Origin of the sequence: Bradyrhizobium sp. UNPA324 (assembly GCF_006658635.1) — a bacterium.
In the GTDB taxonomy this organism is placed as follows: Bacteria; Pseudomonadota; Alphaproteobacteria; order Rhizobiales; family Xanthobacteraceae; genus Bradyrhizobium; species Bradyrhizobium nanningense.
Genome location: NZ_LFJD01000004.1, coordinates 5,996,829 through 6,011,944, shown reverse-complemented (window position 1 = coordinate 6,011,944; position 15,116 = coordinate 5,996,829). Strand labels below are relative to the sequence as shown.

Below are 15,116 nucleotides of genomic sequence, written 5' to 3'. Positions count from 1 at the left end.
ATATGAAGGTCATTACCATCGTGGAGGACGGCGAGCGCGCGCGGTCTGTCTACGTATCCGCCGACGGCGACCTGACGGTGTTCGACCGGGATCGCAAATTCCGGTTCCGGACCGACGTCGCGGGCGCCGAGACGACGTGGCAGATCCTTGAACGGGTGGTGCCGGCCATCATTCATGCTGAGACCGCCAGTCTCAAGATCGAAGCCCTCGCTGATCGGTGCCGCACCGGCTGGCGCCCGGGATATCCGGACGAGATCGACCGGGATATCTCCCAACGGACGCTGCGGCGCGCGGGGTTCGGCATCGATCTGATCCGCTATCCGGATGACGAAGAGTTCTACAGCCCGGCCACGATCTTGATGGGCATCGAGACGGGCACGGGACCATCGACGAGCCTGGTCGGGAAGAGCCACGGAACGGTATGCGTCACCGGAGAGATCCTCTGGATCGATGCCGCACGCGAGTGGGCGGTCTGCGAGGACGGCTTCTGGTGGACCCCGGCGGAGGAATAGCGATGGCCAGATTTCGCTGCCGCGCCTGCGCCCGGGAAGGCGAGTTCACCTACGATCCGAGGCGGCACGAATGCCCGCGCTGCGGCTCGCCCAACGTGCAGTTCGCTCTTGGCATCGACGAGATGCCGGACGAGCTCATCGACCGGATCGTCCAGGGGCTGCGCCAGGCCGAGCCGCTGGACGATCATCCAACCGACGAGGACTGAACCGTGTTGTTGTGGATCCTGTCAGATCTGCATGTCGAGCTGACCCGCGGCTGGGACCTGCCGTCCGGCGATGCGCGGCCGCGGTTCGATGTGCTGGTGGTCGCCGGCGACCTTATTCCGCGTGCGGAGCGCGGGGTGAAGTGGCTGCGCGAACGCGTAACGTATCGGCCGGTGATCTACGTCGTCGGCAACCACGAATTCTATGGAGCCGACGAGTTCAGGACGGTTGACAAGGCGAAGGCTGCGGCAGCCGGCACGAACATTCATGTGCTGCAGTACGAGACCGTCCGGATCGAGCACGTGACGTTCGCCGGCGCAACGACATGGACCGACTTCGATCTGCTCGGCGATCAGCATCGCGCGATGAGCGTGGCGGCTGAAAGGATGAACGATTTCAGGAAGATCAGGACGGCGCGTTACGAGCGGCGCTTTCAGCCGCACCATGCCTATGCCCGCCATCTTGCCGCGCGCCTGTTCTTCGAGGGCGAGATGCGCAAGGAGCGGTCCGGCAAGCTGGTCGTGGTCTCCCACCACGCCCCGCATCCCGGACCCACTGTGACGCTGTCCGATCCGCCAAAGCCGGACGAGATCCTGAATGCGGCATACCGCAGCGACCTGACCGCGCTGATGCGACCAGCGTCCGACGAGGGATGCGGCGCGCTCAAGCCCGCTGATCTCTGGATCTACGGGCATACCCACGAGTCCGAGGACATCATGATCGGTATGACGCGCGTGGTCTCGAACGCCAAGGGTTATGGACCTTGGCCACCGCAGCAGCGCGACTGGGACAACCCGCGCTTCGATCCGAACTTTGTCATCGAAATCTAAGGAAGGCTGGCAATGGTCGACATCGAAGCGACTGTGCGCGCCGGATTGCAGAAGCGATCTTATCCGAGCGCGACATCCACGCGGGGAGGACTGAGGATGACCCAGGAGATAACCAGCAGCTCCTCGGTGCCCTTGCCGGTCGAACTGCTGTGGCAGAGCGGCTGGCCGCCCGCGGCCCAGCTCTTCTGGTCGCGCATTGGCGAGGTCAAAAATCTATCGCGCGATCAGGTTGCTGCCGATTTCTGGTCGGGAGAAAAGGACCGCTGCAAAGCGGCCTGCCAGAGGTTCGCCGACCTCTTGTTCGCGGCGGGCCACGGCGAGGAGGCGCTCGCGGCGCTGATGTTAGCGGCTGATCCTGTCAAGCCGCAAACGTTCGAGATCGTACTGCCGCAGCTTGGCTACGCCGTCGAGCACCTCTGGGATTGGCCAGTTGCCAGCATCACGAGGAATCACGCTTTGCAGCGCCTAGCCGTCTGGTGGCGCGCCGCAAGAGGCGATTTCAAGGATAGCGACAGCAGCGTCTTCTGGACTACTTGCCTCGAACTGTTTTACCAGGACGACAGCTCAGAAGGGTTGCCGGCACCGCGCGAGCAGAACCGAGGCGAGCAACAAGACGCGACAGCAGCGCTCGAGATCGTCGTCATGCCCAAAGACAAGGCTACAAAGCTCAACAACTACCACTCCGAGTTCAAGGATCTGGTGGATGCAAGGTTGCCTTTGCGGCTCGCCCGCGATATCGCCGCGATGCGAGCAAAGTTGATGGCGGAGTACCCGCACGCCACCAACGCCATCGACCTCGTACTACGCGACCTGCGCGAGGGCGCGCCCATTCGTCCAGCGCCCATCCTGCTGACAGGCCCTGCCGGCACCGGCAAGTCGCGGCTTGTCCGCAGAATCGGCGATCTCCTCGGGGTCGGCGTGTACCGCTACGACGGATCCGGCGCATCGGACAACATGTTCGGCGGATCGCCAAAAGGCTGGGGCAACACGATCCCGTCGGCACCGGCGCGCGCGGTCAACCAAATGCGCATCGCGAACCCGATCGTGATGATCGACGAGATCGAGAAGGCCGGCACATCGTCGCGCAATGGACGTTTGTGGGACGCGCTGCTGCCGTTTTTGGAGCGCGAGACCGCGGCCAGATACAGGGACGTCTCGCTGGACGCCGAGCTTGACCTCTCATGGATCTCGTACATCGCGACCGCCAATGCCATCGTGAACCTGCCGGCGCCTCTGCAGGACCGCTTCCGTATCGTCAAGGTGCTGGCGCCCCGGCTTGCCGATCTGCCGCTTCTTGCGGCTAACGTTCTGCGGGAGCTTGCCATTGAGTCCGGCGAGCCCGGGTTCGTTTGGCCGCTCGCCGAGGACGAACTTGAGGTGATCGGGCGTGCATGGGAAAGGGCCGGGTTCAGTGTCCGCAAGCTGCAGAAGATCGTGGCGGCGACGGTCGAGGCGCGCAATGCCACCGCGGTGAGGCACTAGATGCCGCCTGCACAGGACCAGCTTGTGCCGCTGGCCTAAGTCCGACACCAAGGACTATTTTAAAGACGAGGCACCTGGTCCGATTGAACTGGCGCATGCGCCGCTGCTTGAAAACTGGCGAGCGAACCTCGTGTGCAAACGTGGGCTGGAGCGAAGGATCGCCTCGATCGGCTGGCCGTGGTGCGGTGCTGTCCTGTGGAAGTGAAACTTTGGCAACTCGATTGGGAAATCGGGAACATGGCGAGCGAAGAGAAGGATAACGAGGCGATGTTGAGGCGCGACTTCGAGTCCTATCTGACCGGCGTGCAACCGTCGCCGGAGCAGCTTGCCTGCGCGCCGCTGCTCGAGAACTGGCAGGCGGTCGTCAGGCAATTCAGCGATGCAAGCCATTCGTTGTGCATGGTTCTGAGTGGAAGCGTCGTCAACCATCCCCTGCTCGGCCACGACAAGAGCATCCACACGTCGCAACTGATCTGGCTTGACCGCAACCGGAAATGGGCCCGCACCTGGAATCGGGTCTACCGACTCGGCGAGCCGGTCGGCAACAACACCGAAGATGGAGTCGTGGGGCTCTGATGACAGTTCTGATCACCCGTCGCGAGACAATTCTTGGCGCAGCTGCCCCGTTACTAACTGCGGTCCCGGCGGACCGGCCTCGATGCTTGTTTGCCTATCTCGCGCTGGCCGACCACTATGGACGGTCGCGCTGGCGGCATCCGATCTTGCTGCTCCATAAGGGGGAATTTCTGACCGGACGACTGGCCGCGTGCATTGGCCCGGCAACCGGCGAGCCATTGCCTGTCTACGCATTGCTGTTCGTCGATATTCAACGAGTCCCTTTCCCGCTCCGGGAGCAGTTCGCCCGCGCCTGCGCCGTCGATGTCTGCAGTGTTGTCGACAAAGCTGAGCGCCGTCACCGCAGCGATGCCCTGCACTTCGCGGCCAACGGTTACGCGGTCAATCACCGAGTTTGAGCGATGGGAACGATCTTCATCAGGGCTTCTGGGGATATTGGCCTTGGCTCAAGGCATCTCGTCTGGGTGTTTGTCGATCCCGATGGGCGAACCACCGTATTTGCTCGCGGACAGCACCTAAAGTTCTCGCTCGAACCGCCGCCAATGAGCGACGAGTCGCCACTCGTCCTGATTGCTCGGGTCACTCTCGAGGCCGCCTGCATCGAGGCGTATCTGCCGCGTGGACAGGATCACGGCACCAGAGCAACGATCGAGGAACCGGTCATCGTCAGGCGACGCGGCGTGATGAGGGGCTATCCCGTCTTTCGAGGAACCCGCGTGCCGCCCGGGCCGATCTTCTCGATGCTGGCCGACCTGTGGGCCAGCGAGATCATCCGTAACGATTGCCCCTCGGTCTCAAAGGCCGACATCGAACTGGCATTGCAGCAGGCGTGCCGTCTGCTGGAGCGCGAAGCACCATGGGTCGACTGATCACAAGATCCGCCACCAATCACTGGATGTGAGGTTCTAGTTATGAGGTTGCTCGACGCACAGGTGCTCAACGGAGCCCTTCTTCTCACTATCGACGGAAGCCTGATTGAGATGCTCGGTGCAAAAGCGGACGTCTCCAAGGTGCTGGGTTGCGAAGTCTATCTTGCCACACCGGGGATGATGAGTAGTGTCCAAACGGCGAACAGGAAACCCGGCGAGTCGAACCTCCAGTTTCTCGCGCGCCTTGCCATTATCGATACGATCCGCGGAAAGGCGCCAGTACCGGAGCCGGAGCACGTCGTCGTGCGCCGACAGGGTGTCCTGACCGGAAAGCCGGTCTTCCGTGGAACGCGCGTTCCGCCAGCGCCGATCTTCTCGATGCTGGCCGGCATGTCGGCCAGCGAGATCGTGCGCAACCATTACCCATTCCTCTCGAAGGCCGATATCGAAATGGCCTTGCAGCAGGCCTGCCGTTTGCTGGAGCGCGAAGCACCATGGATTGACGAATGACGACGACATTGCTTGCAGCGACCGAGCCGCCACGCCACAGGTGCTGCACGAACGCGACGCCGTCGTACGCGATCGGGAATCCGATAGCTCGCCGGCAATGCGGAAATCGTTCGAGTGATCGAAACATGGCTGAGAACGGGGATCATGATGAAGTTCGCCAGGCGAGCCATCCTTCTCGGAACCTTGACGACGATGCTCACATCGGTGTGGTCGCGCATCATCGGCGCGCCAGGGCTCCCCGCGCCAGCGCCTTCGGCGAGGCCGACCTGGCCTACCGATGTCGTCAGCAAGCTCTACCGCGATGCGCACCGTCGGCTCATTGACCCAGACGCATTCGAAGCCGCCTTCGATCAAGCGATCGAGGTTCTCCGCGCCAGCAATGCAGGCAAGATTGAGCGCGAGGAAGCGACCACGCGCATGCTCGCGATTCACGCGGAAGCGCTCCGGCATCCTCCTCCACCGCGCGAAATCCCGCCGCTTCGAGCGGACGAGGTGGGTGTTCATGAAGCGATGGCCCTATTGCGCCGCGCGATAGCCGGGGAGAGCCATATCGAGCTCGAGCACCCTTGGGCTGAGGTCTTCCATTCCTTTGGTCAGTTCACGATCGAGGGTTGGAAACTGACAGCTTTCAAGCGCAATCGCGGCATCAAGTATCTCGACGCGGCGCTATCGCCGGACGGCCACATGGGGACGTACGTTTCGTGGCAGGCTCGCGAGGGCAACCCCGTGCACCTACTTTCTGACGAAGAACAGGACCGCCTGGACGAGCTAATCGAAGGCATCGGTTCATGAGAATACCTTGATCCATCGCGGCGCTCACGTATGGCGAAATTCTTCAGCCTCGCATCCTTTTGACGGTGCGGCAACCCGGAATGGAGGCGGCGAACTAGGGACCATTTCTTGAAAAGCAAGAAATAGTCCTTGGCCGTACAAGTGACTAATGAAGCCGCACGATAGTCACCGCCGAATAGCTGAGCACCTGTTTACAGGGCAGTAAATGCCAGCTGGAGTTCACTTGGATCATCTGAGACGCGATATGCGAAAGATTACGCCACGAGACCTGCTGTCACGCGAGGAATTCGTCATATTCGTGAAGAGACTCGCCGCAGCTCAGTTCAAGGCGGAGGCCCGGCGCACCATCGAGACTGCTGCCGCTATCAAGGAAGAAACGGCCGCTTCGTCACACTGCCGCCGGAAGAAAAGACGTCTAGCGAAGCAGAAGCCAGTTTTGATGCCTATTTCTCCGAAGCGTCAACCGGGCTGAGCACAACCGACACTCGAGGGAGGCGCGCAGCGGAGCGATTCTCAGACTTGCGTCGGAAGTCCTCAACCCACTTCTTATATTTCGAAAATGGCCCCTGCTCAGGCATCACCAAAATGACTTCATCATATATCCAGGCCAGCGCAAACGCCTTTTGCAGCCAGCCGAACGCGTTCTTTGCATATAGTGTGGGGCTACGATACGGACCGACAATAAACATTGCTGCGACACGTACCCCCTCGTCTTGCCCTGATGGCGCGAAAAGAAATCGGAAATCTACGGGCGGCTCGCCAATTTCCTTTGCATTCTTTTCCACCGCGGTGACCAGCACATCCGAATTCAGCGCCTGCGACAACAGTTCATTGACGTACGGTTCTAGGCTGTTGCGGTATCGGACTTCTATCAATCGGCCGGCGGTCACTCCCCTATTCGATCGGGCCTCCTGCATCTTTTCCGTAAGGAGTTCGACAGGCGTTCGAGCGTTTTCCCAAGACAGGAAGGCGTCCCAAGCGCCCTCGTCATCAAATGCCGCCCAACGGGCTAGAACTTCCATGATGGATTGGGGCACTGCCGCGAAACGTTCAAAGGGTGCTTTATGCTGCGTCCATTCTTCAATGAGATCGAGAGCTCTCAAAGATCGCCGGAGAGTATTGATGTGCTCTGAGCCGGCGACGTCCTGGAGTGCAGCTTCCCGCTCGCCTTCTCGGACCCCATCCAAGAGCGCCCGCGCCCTGCGCGCGCGGGAAATCCAGTTTTCGTGTGGTGGACGGCCCGCCATCGGTCCTCGTTCTGATCAACTTCAAGATGATCGATCGCACCAAAATTCCAAACCGCCAACATAATAGTTGCATGTAACGATTATCTGTATAATCGTTGCATCCAACAATAATTCGGCCTTTGCTCAGTTGTTAACCTTAGATGGCGCCCTTTGGTCAGCTGAGGGTTTTGTCAACTCAATCAATGGGTTAGGTGTGCACCGAAATGCAACTGCTCGCCAAATCAGAGCTGGACACGCTCTTTGATGAGAGCGTTACGCGGAAACTGGATCTGCCGTTTCATGAGCGCAAGAAGCTTCTAGACGGCCTGATGCACAATCGCCCAGCCAATTTCATCGCTCCAGGGGCAGAAGCGATTGGCAATATACCGTTACGTGCGTTTGCTTATCTGCGCAATTCCCAAGGCATTTTCGATGAGAGCAGCAGCCTTATTCGCCAGGCTGAACCTATCATTTTGTGGGCAAAAGATAGAAAAGTCGAAATCCTCCGGTTCTTCTCCGATCCCGACACTCGGGGCTATTCTCTGATAAATCGGCCCGGGTTGATGTCATGTTTGATTGAACTGCGGCAGGGCAACGCAGATCTACTGTTGATCGATGAAGCAAGTCGTCTTTTTCGCGGAGGTAATCTCAAAGTCATCCACGAAGGCTTAGCCCAGCAGAACATCTGCATCGTCGACATGCGACGCGGCAAGCCGATGACGGAAATGGAGGCCACCCTTGAAGCCTTGATAGCGTCACAGGAGACGAGGACCTTAGCGCGCCGATCTTCCGGAGGCACAAAGGTAAATTCCACTCATCGCCATAAGATCACAAAACGGCCCAGCTGGGGCTTTCACCGCAATTATCCGGGCGGTCCGATAGTTTGTATCGATGAGGAGAAAGCAAAGACTATTCTCGAAATCCATCGGATGTACGATGAGGGATATGCCAAATCGCATATTGTGAGATATCTTAATGAGATGTGGGCGAAAGGGATTGAGCGCTATCGTCCCCCAAGTCCCGCCAGCGAATGGCTACTCGTTCACCTTCTGCGTAACCCACGTTGGGGGAGCGGGATCCTACGTTGCCGTGAGTACCTCGGCGAGTTTTGGCACAACAAAACGCGGAATTGGAGGGACCACAACTCCCAAGCGGTCATGCAGACGTTCCGTCCGAAAGATGAATGGATTCTCGTAGAAGTTCCTGAGCTCGCCATCTTTAAGACGGCGGAGGAACGCGCACTGTTTGAACGAAATCAACAAAAAATCGAAGCCCGCGGTACGGTCGTGTACGCTCGGATCGACGCCACGAGGGGACTCAATGAGAATTCCACATCCAACAGAAGCTCGCGCGAAACGAAGCCGCAGCGCTATTCGAGCGACGGTTCTGGCCGCCGGCTGTTAACCGGCGTGATCACCTGCGGGGTATGCGGACAGCCATACTACCACGGTAAGTACAAGGGGCGAGTGATCCTGCGATGTATAGCCAACAGCAGAGGCTTTTGCAGAAATTCTTTCCAAATTGACGCTGAGCGGGCCACCGCCGAGATTTTATCCAAGTTAGAAGCCGAAATATCAGATGACAGTGCAATCGCAGTTTATGCGGAAGAGCTTCGCAGGCTGAACGAATCGGCTGGCCGTGATCTCCTCGGATCGCTCGATGAGCTTGGCCGGGAGCTTGACTTGCAGAAGGCCAATCTGAAGTCGCTGCTCCTCAAGGCTAAAGGAAAGATCGACACGACGCGAGAAGTCTATGACGAGGCCGTTCAAGAGGTCGAAGCACAAATTACGACCTTGGAGAGACGTATTAAGACAGCCAAAACCATTTCGCCTGCGGAATCGTCTGATACGCTTCGAAAGTCGCAACTTGGACGTTGCCGAAAGCTTCTTGAGCGCTTGCGTGATCCTGAGACTTATCACTCAACGGATCACAATGATCTTTACATCGTGGAAGTGACCCGACAACTGCTCAGCGGGCGCCTTCATCCCAACGATCACGACTACGGCGCGCGGCTCACGATGACGCTCGACCTATCAAAATTTTTTTCACAAGGTCCGATCGCGTCCAGCCTTCTGCGACGGTTTCACATTGAAATTCCTCCTAGGACTTGCAAGTACCGCGTTCCTCTGCCCAAAGACATAAACATGCAAATTTTGAGCGAACCGGAGCGTCACGCTATAGACGATGCAACTTGGGCAGATTTGCTGCAGGTCTTACGTCCCTGCTGGCGACCCATTAACAAACGATTCGCGCAGGGGAGGCATCACTACGATGCCATCTTCCTATCGCTCAAATCCGGCGCGGGCCCATGCTCCAAGCACCATCCGCGTGCGAGCTGCTCCATTCTCTCACAGATTAATATCAACATGCGCCGGGAGGGTATCTGGCCCGCTGTCTTGGAGATCTTGCGTAAGCACGGTCACACCTGGGTCGACGATCTGCCTCTCCCGATGCTCCGCCATCTTGGTGGCGAGGGAGGAAATGTGAGAGCAGCTTGGGTCATTTCAGGCACGGAGTTGGTGGACATACCGGGACACGTGACGGGCGCGCCCGACAAGCTGGCCGGGTCGTGAATTTTCAGCGGCGGATTGAGCCGGGCCGTTTTGCGCCAGACGAAAAAGTGGGATGGACTTCCTCCCAAGCCGTCCTATCCGAAAGCTTAGACCCGGGAGGACAAGGAGCGAGCCTGTCAAACGCCATCCGGAAGTGCCCCCTCATATTGCCTCAGATGACAATGTTACCGAAGCGTCCCCGGCTGTCGCCCGAATTGGACGCCCCGGGTCCGAGCAAGCCGCTCGCGTAGCGTGCTCCCAGAGCGTCGTAGCAAGCGAGCGGCTTGCAGTAATTCGGCGAAGCAACCCGTGGGATTAGACACCGAGGCACGAAGCTGGACCGATTGTATGGTTTCTGTGCTGCTGATGAGCTGTCGAGCGGCCTTTGATCGCCAATTCTTCACCAACCGCTGCACCGTACGCCGCTGATGGCCGCTGAACTGATCGGGCGCATGCGCTGCCAGCCGGGAGAAAACATCGACCGCGGACAAGTGCGGAGCCGCGGCGAGGCATTCCTCGATCATGGGAATGTATGGATCGCGCATCGATGGCCGACGTGGCACATGTTTGCGCCGCACATAGCGGCGCCGATGAATGCCCCGCTGCTCACCCTGTTTCCAACCATCGCCAAGCTGTTGGGCAAAGGCGGCCAAGTCGCTTTGCACCGGCGCGACGTCCATCGCTGGCTTTCCAGCCCACTGATCAACGCGCTTGCCTAGCTCATTTTGGAGTCCCGCATCTGTGCCAGCCACCGGATCAAGCGTACGGCAAATCGTACGCATCCGGTGAAGACCCTGGCTGGATCTGTCGTTTCCGTTTGGCCTGTGTTTGCCACAAGATGGTTTTGATGTTCAGTCCGGGGTTAGTGGTTCCCTGGAGTCAAGTGCGGGTTAATCGGAGCCGGATAGCTGTGATCGTGTCTCCATCGGAGTTCTTTGATCCCGCAAGCTCATCCTTGAACCCGTGGGTTCGGCATTTTTGATCAGGCCGGGAAAGATTGACGTCTTCTGGGCCATAATGACGTTGAACCCGTTGGCCAAATCTCTATTTTCCACGCAGGAGATTTATCATTTTGAAGTCGACCCGCGACATTCCAAACATACCGGTACAGCCGAACGTCAGGCGGCGAACGGTCTTGGAAACGGCACGGAAACTTGGTCTGCTTGATGGCGAAAACCGTCGGATCGGCGGCCGCGTTTGCCAAGATCTGGTTGCAGCTGCGAAGAAAAAATCCGGCATATCGTCCGACGCCGAGCTTATCGAGTACGCGCTAGCGGAGGTGGCGCTCGAAGACGACTTCGGCACGAGACTCATCCGTCGCAAAGGCCTGGTCGCGAAAGACGTCGACCTTGAGTTTTGACCTGCTCGGTGTGCTGCGGCGGATCAAGCGGCATCGCACTGCGACCAAGATTCACCGCCGTCGTGCGAGTCATGGAGACGACGCATCTCTGAAAGCTTGCTTGAAAGTATGCTTTTCATCTTTGCCGGACAGTTGATTGGGCTCAAGCAGCGTGAGCGACGTTCGGCGGACGCCAGTTCCAGGGGAAGAGTTCGTGATGCGCTTGGCAGAGTGATCCGGCAAGCGGGCTAGGCCATCGGCGAGCCAAGCTTGCGGATCGATGTTGTTGAGCTTGGCAGTAGCGATGAGACTTAGATCGCAGCGGCGCGACGCGCCGCCCTCATCGGAACCTGCGAAGGTTCAATTCTTTCTTCCTACGGCGACGGCCCGTAGCTGGCGTTCGGCAGCGTTGTTCGACATGCATAGGCGCCCGTCATCGAGGAAGCGGGCGAAAGCGTCCCAGCAACTGAGGCAATAATTGATAGCCTTGGTCGTGTTGCTGTTACTGGAGAGCTTGGCGCGCTGCTCGCGCAGCCAGCTTTGCAGTTCGGTAAACAATGGGCGGCTACGCTCCTGGCGCACACGCAAACGCTCCTGCGGCGCGAGACCGTTGATCTCGCGTTCGATGGTGAACAGGACATCGATGTGCTTGACCTCCTCGACCGCAATCGGCGCTTGGCTGAGCTGTGCGAGATCAAAGAACTTGCGCCTGCCGTGTGCCCAGCACGCGGCCTCGGTGATCGGACCTTCTTTGCGGTTTGCTTGATAGAGCTTGCCGAAACCGGCGTAGGCATCGGCCTGCATCAGTCCGGCATATCCTGCCAGATGCTGCTCCGGATGCACACCGCCGCGATCGGGCGAGTAGAGGAACGCGGCCACCGGCGGTTCGGGGCCGCCAAACGGGCGGTCGTCGCGCACATAGGTCCAGAGGCGATCGGTGCGGGTCTTCCCCTTGGCCAGGACCGGCACTGTGGTCGTTCGCATGGATGCGTTCGGCCGCGAAGACATGGCTCCGGATCGCGTCAACCAGCGGCATCAGGGTTGCGGCAGAGGCGCCCACCCAGTCCGCGAGCGTCGACACGCCGAGGTCAATGCCTTCACGCACCGGTAGACGTCGCTCTGACAATTGAACGGCAGGTGGAGGCCGTACTTGGCGAACAGAACATGGGCCAGCAGCTTGGGCCCTGCACGCCCACGCGCAATCGGATGCGAGGGGGCCGGCGGCTGGGTGATCGCTTCGCAGGCCCGGCAGACGAGCTTCTCGCGCACTTGCTGGATCACCTTCCACTGGCGCGGAATGAGCTCCAACGTCTCGGTCACGTCCTCGCCAATCTTGCGCAATCGGCCGTCGCCGCAGCATGGGCAGGTGGTCGGCACCGGATAGACAATGCGCTCCCGCGGCAGATGCTCCGGCAGCGGCCGGCGGGCTGGCCTGCGGCGCTCGATCGATGGCACCGCAATCTTCTCGGCTGCCATCTGCGCCGCGGTCTCAGCTTGCGCCGCGTTCTCCTCCAGGTCGGCGAGCTGTAGTTCGAGTTGGTTCAGCAATGCGCCTCGCTCGGAGGACTGTCCGAACTGCTCGTGCCGGAGCTTCTTGATCGTGAGTTTGAGCTTCTCGATCAGCAATGTCCCCGCCTGGGCTTCCGCCTCCGCGGCCAACCGGGCCACCCGCTCGGCGCGCAGCATCGCCTGCAGCGTGGTCACATCGTCGGGAAGAGAATCATCAGCGCCCATCGCCGACCTGAGAATGACACGACGCGATTTCTGTCCGAACCGCTGATCCTTCCAGCCCCGCGATCCGGAGCGACTGCACGCACAGGTGCTTCCTCACGCATACCATTGATCTCGCGCGTGACGAACAGGACCTCTGCGCGCGAATGATCGGCTCAGCCGCGAAGGGCCCCTTGATGATCAACTTGCTGGAAGTGCCGACCTGGACCTATCCCTTGAATCCTTGACAAGATGCCAATGCCGCGGCACGGCGTCGAGGCCGCGGATTGCAGTCTGCAACCAACCCGTAGTGCATCATCCTGTTGACGACGAGATCCGCCACGCAGCGCGGCCGGGACTGCGGAAATTACAAATCCTTGGCCGGAGGCATCCCTGTGGACCGGACCATAAGGGTTAGATTTGTTGTGGAAAGAGGTCAGTGCGGTACATCGCGCCAAGGATTCGGCGAGCGACAACAATGTATCGACATCGCCACATGTCCCTGCCAAGATAGCTCGTCGTGTTGTAGTCGCAGTTCTGTCGCGTGCTCAGATTGGCCCGGCGGAGCAGACTTGCCGCTAGGCAAGAGCGCGACTATTGAGCAGCAGAACATCGCTTCAGTGCTCGCAACTTTCTTCGTACAAAGTAAGCCCCAAATGTTTTCAAAACGCACCCGGTTAGAGAACAATTGGGTACTGCTGTGTACATTGATGAATAAGGGAAATTTGACCCGCGATCACTCCCCGAAATCTCGTTGAGTTCGATCTTGGGTCACAGATGCGAGTTTCCGATCCAATTCTGAGCTAATGCGATCGCCGGGACACCCGTGTATCTGTCTCAGCTCCCTGTGTGCACTGGCAGGCCTCCTCGTCCATCCACCTTCGGCGGGACCAGGGATACTCTCCACTCATTCGCTCCAAAACACGGTCGACTAGGCTCGCCTCGGCCGCGCCGCACAGGCTGAAAACATAACAAGAATACCAAGCATTCGATTACCGCGGCCGACCAACGCCAGGATTGTAGCTTCCAAGCTGATGGCCATTGAGCAAACCAGAAACTGAAGGATTCGGCCGCCCATTGATGAGAAAGTGCGGCGGAATCAACCGGCGCATTTCGATGGCATAGCGGGTGACACTTCGTCGGCTGGCTAGGATACAAAACAGGATCGGCCCGCTTCGCCGTGCGTACCGGCCCCAAAGGATTCGTTGCTCAATCAGGAGCAGGGCTACGGAACGGGACAACTGCTCGAGTCGTTCGAGAGTCAAGTGCAAGATTGCCTCGGCCGATAACACACAAGGTTCCGACGAGAGGATGCCGAGGGCTCGCACTACCCGCCTCGCTACAGCAAGGTTTGGCGACACTCTGCTGCCATGAGCCATAGCCCACAGCCGTGCTTGCGTTACCTCGTCCCTCTACCAGCGTTAACCGAGAACACCGACAACGGCGAGGCGCGGCACGAGCCTAACTCAGCCTTCCGAAGATCGCGGAGGAAAATCTCGGCCTCCTCGCCGAGATTCGCGATCCTTTTTCGCTAGCCGAGCTGCGGCAGCGATTAGGCTCCAGACGCAACTCCATAGGCTCAGGCTGGCTTGAAGAAAAGGAAATGGGACGGTTACGATGCCTAGATGATTATGATTCTGCCGGAGCCGCTCTCAAGTGGACGACTCAGATTGGCAGGCACTCGGAGGCATTTTCGGACCGGCTCCGCGGGCGCGGCGCTTCGGCGTCACTTTCCCACGCCGCTCCTCGGAGCGTGGCCCCTCCTCGGCGGCCGGCGCATTCGTCAGCACCTTTCCCGGTGGCAAGATCAGCTCCGCGACCTGAATGCCGAGAGCAATGGCAATCCTGTCCAGCGACAGCAGGGCGGGATTTGCCTTTCCGACCTCAAGCGCGCTGATCAACGCCTGGCGCACGCGCGCCTCGTCGGCCAGGTCATACTGGGACCACGCCTTTTCAAGGCCCCATTATGGCACTCGATGCCGCGAGAGGGGGCCATCCACCCCATCAGTTGGCGGCCTCTTTCATATAACCATTTCGTATTGCGTTCCGAAAATCCGGCGAACGTGCCCTTCATATTCGTTCTGATCGCGCGATACCTGAGCAATACCTAGAAGCTGGCCCAGATGCTGGCGCAGCGCTTTCACGCCGATATCGGAGAGGAACTGGTGCAGCCTTTTACGCCGCTCCTGACCGCTGGCGGCGCGTTGCGGCTTGGTTAGCTCAAGGATGTTGCCGTTGCTATTAGCTAGTGGGTAATAGACGTGATTGACGGTAAGATGCTTGAACTTCCACGGCTTGTTGCGCTCGCGTTCTGGAAGTTGGTAGAGGCGACACCATTCGCTGTTGAGTTGGTTCGGAAATCCGCCTCGGCAGGTGTCCCTTCGTGAGACATAAAACCTTGGCATAGGTCGTGCAGACTAATCCTTACCGGGCTTTGCATCACCCCCGCCCGGGGCTGGAAAGCCGCCGCCCGCGATACATTTAAGCGGGCGGCGTTTTTCATTCCGATAGCAC

General features: G+C 59.3%; 15 protein-coding genes and 2 pseudogenes. 12 read left to right on the top strand and 5 right to left on the bottom strand.

Features of this window, described 5'->3' with window-relative positions; all coding sequences use genetic code 11:
• Positions 1-2: 2 nt before the first annotated feature.
• From UNPA324_RS28825 to UNPA324_RS28785, 9 genes are all read left to right on the top strand, one after another.
• Positions 3-512 (top strand): hypothetical protein, encoded by a 510-nt coding sequence (locus tag UNPA324_RS28825; RefSeq protein WP_141937284.1) that lies wholly within the window; start codon positions 3-5, stop codon positions 510-512.
• 2 nt (positions 513-514) lie between these two features.
• Complete coding sequence (locus UNPA324_RS28820; RefSeq protein WP_141937282.1) at positions 515-718, top strand: hydrogenase maturation nickel metallochaperone HypA; 204 nt, start codon at positions 515-517, stop codon at positions 716-718.
• A 3-nt stretch (positions 719-721) separates the two neighbouring features.
• The gene (locus tag UNPA324_RS28815; RefSeq protein ID WP_141937280.1) at positions 722-1,546 is read left to right on the top strand and encodes a metallophosphoesterase; all 825 of its coding nucleotides are present in this window, start codon (positions 722-724) and stop codon (positions 1,544-1,546) included.
• Between the two features lie 12 nt (positions 1,547-1,558).
• Positions 1,559-3,028, top strand: coding sequence for an AAA family ATPase (locus UNPA324_RS35825; protein WP_246667233.1), 1,470 nt, complete (start codon positions 1,559-1,561; stop codon positions 3,026-3,028).
• Positions 3,029-3,265: 237 nt separating this feature from the next.
• Complete coding sequence (locus UNPA324_RS28805) at positions 3,266-3,604, top strand: DUF6634 family protein (protein ID WP_141937278.1); 339 nt, start codon at positions 3,266-3,268, stop codon at positions 3,602-3,604.
• On the top strand, positions 3,604-4,002 hold the full coding sequence (locus tag UNPA324_RS28800) for a hypothetical protein (protein ID WP_141937277.1): 399 nt from the start codon (positions 3,604-3,606) through the stop codon (positions 4,000-4,002). The genes UNPA324_RS28805 and UNPA324_RS28800 overlap by 1 nt, the downstream gene beginning before the upstream one ends.
• 3 nt (positions 4,003-4,005) lie before the next feature.
• The gene (locus UNPA324_RS28795; protein WP_141937275.1) at positions 4,006-4,473 is read left to right on the top strand and encodes a DUF433 domain-containing protein; all 468 of its coding nucleotides are present in this window, start codon (positions 4,006-4,008) and stop codon (positions 4,471-4,473) included.
• A gap of 42 nt (positions 4,474-4,515) precedes the next feature.
• A complete protein-coding gene (locus UNPA324_RS28790) occupies positions 4,516-4,983 on the top strand; it encodes a DUF433 domain-containing protein (RefSeq protein ID WP_210246769.1) in 468 nt (155 codons plus the stop codon).
• A 144-nt stretch (positions 4,984-5,127) separates the two neighbouring features.
• Positions 5,128-5,775, top strand: coding sequence for a DUF7693 family protein (locus UNPA324_RS28785; protein WP_141937273.1), 648 nt, complete (start codon positions 5,128-5,130; stop codon positions 5,773-5,775).
• Between the two features lie 443 nt (positions 5,776-6,218).
• Here the strand turns inward: UNPA324_RS28785 and UNPA324_RS28780 are convergent, their stop codons facing one another.
• Positions 6,219-7,022, bottom strand: a complete 804-nt coding sequence (locus UNPA324_RS28780; RefSeq protein WP_141937271.1) for a hypothetical protein — start codon at positions 7,020-7,022, stop codon at positions 6,219-6,221.
• A 203-nt stretch (positions 7,023-7,225) separates the two neighbouring features.
• On the opposite strand from UNPA324_RS28780, the gene UNPA324_RS28775 reads away from it, so the two are divergent.
• Positions 7,226-9,574: a recombinase family protein gene (locus UNPA324_RS28775; RefSeq protein ID WP_141937269.1), complete on the top strand. Its 2,349-nt coding sequence runs from the start codon at positions 7,226-7,228 to the stop codon at positions 9,572-9,574.
• 164 nt (positions 9,575-9,738) lie between these two features.
• Here UNPA324_RS28775 and UNPA324_RS36215 read toward each other — a convergent pair whose 3' ends face one another.
• Complete coding sequence (locus UNPA324_RS36215; RefSeq protein ID WP_502705471.1) at positions 9,739-10,077, bottom strand: hypothetical protein; 339 nt, start codon at positions 10,075-10,077, stop codon at positions 9,739-9,741.
• Here UNPA324_RS36215 and UNPA324_RS28770 point away from each other — a divergent pair.
• Both UNPA324_RS28770 and UNPA324_RS28765 read left to right on the top strand, forming a co-directional pair.
• Positions 9,982-10,272, top strand: coding sequence for a hypothetical protein (locus UNPA324_RS28770; RefSeq protein ID WP_141937267.1), 291 nt, complete (start codon positions 9,982-9,984; stop codon positions 10,270-10,272). The genes UNPA324_RS36215 and UNPA324_RS28770 overlap by 96 nt on opposite strands.
• A 353-nt stretch (positions 10,273-10,625) precedes the next feature.
• Positions 10,626-10,913, top strand: coding sequence for a hypothetical protein (locus tag UNPA324_RS28765; RefSeq protein WP_181769552.1), 288 nt, complete (start codon positions 10,626-10,628; stop codon positions 10,911-10,913).
• A gap of 142 nt (positions 10,914-11,055) precedes the next feature.
• Here UNPA324_RS28765 and tnpC read toward each other — a convergent pair.
• The 3 genes and pseudogenes from tnpC to UNPA324_RS28750 form a co-directional block, all read right to left on the bottom strand.
• Positions 11,056-12,626 (bottom strand): annotated as a pseudogene (gene tnpC / locus UNPA324_RS28760) (IS66 family transposase).
• Between the two features lie 1,628 nt (positions 12,627-14,254).
• Positions 14,255-14,545, bottom strand: a pseudogene (locus UNPA324_RS28755) (helix-turn-helix domain-containing protein); the annotation flags it as partial.
• Between the two features lie 78 nt (positions 14,546-14,623).
• The gene (locus tag UNPA324_RS28750) at positions 14,624-15,007 is read right to left on the bottom strand and encodes a P63C domain-containing protein (RefSeq protein WP_141937263.1); all 384 of its coding nucleotides are present in this window, start codon (positions 15,005-15,007) and stop codon (positions 14,624-14,626) included.
• Positions 15,008-15,116 lie beyond the last annotated feature (109 nt).

Coding starts and splice junctions, on each gene's coding strand:
- UNPA324_RS36215 (WP_502705471.1), bottom strand. CDS start 10,077: ATGATCGAGGAATGCCTCGCCGCGGCTCCGCACTTGTCCGCGGTCGAT.
- UNPA324_RS28785 (WP_141937273.1), top strand. CDS start 5,128: ATGATGAAGTTCGCCAGGCGAGCCATCCTTCTCGGAACCTTGACGACG.
- UNPA324_RS28770 (WP_141937267.1), top strand. CDS start 9,982: ATGGCCGCTGAACTGATCGGGCGCATGCGCTGCCAGCCGGGAGAAAAC.
- UNPA324_RS28790 (WP_210246769.1), top strand. CDS start 4,516: ATGAGGTTGCTCGACGCACAGGTGCTCAACGGAGCCCTTCTTCTCACT.
- UNPA324_RS28800 (WP_141937277.1), top strand. CDS start 3,604: ATGACAGTTCTGATCACCCGTCGCGAGACAATTCTTGGCGCAGCTGCC.
- UNPA324_RS28775 (WP_141937269.1), top strand. CDS start 7,226: ATGCAACTGCTCGCCAAATCAGAGCTGGACACGCTCTTTGATGAGAGC.
- UNPA324_RS35825 (WP_246667233.1), top strand. CDS start 1,559: ATGGTCGACATCGAAGCGACTGTGCGCGCCGGATTGCAGAAGCGATCT.
- UNPA324_RS28805 (WP_141937278.1), top strand. CDS start 3,266: ATGGCGAGCGAAGAGAAGGATAACGAGGCGATGTTGAGGCGCGACTTC.
- UNPA324_RS28795 (WP_141937275.1), top strand. CDS start 4,006: ATGGGAACGATCTTCATCAGGGCTTCTGGGGATATTGGCCTTGGCTCA.
- UNPA324_RS28780 (WP_141937271.1), bottom strand. CDS start 7,022: ATGGCGGGCCGTCCACCACACGAAAACTGGATTTCCCGCGCGCGCAGG.
- UNPA324_RS28825 (WP_141937284.1), top strand. CDS start 3: ATGAAGGTCATTACCATCGTGGAGGACGGCGAGCGCGCGCGGTCTGTC.
- UNPA324_RS28750 (WP_141937263.1), bottom strand. CDS start 15,007: ATGCCAAGGTTTTATGTCTCACGAAGGGACACCTGCCGAGGCGGATTT.
- UNPA324_RS28820 (WP_141937282.1), top strand. CDS start 515: ATGGCCAGATTTCGCTGCCGCGCCTGCGCCCGGGAAGGCGAGTTCACC.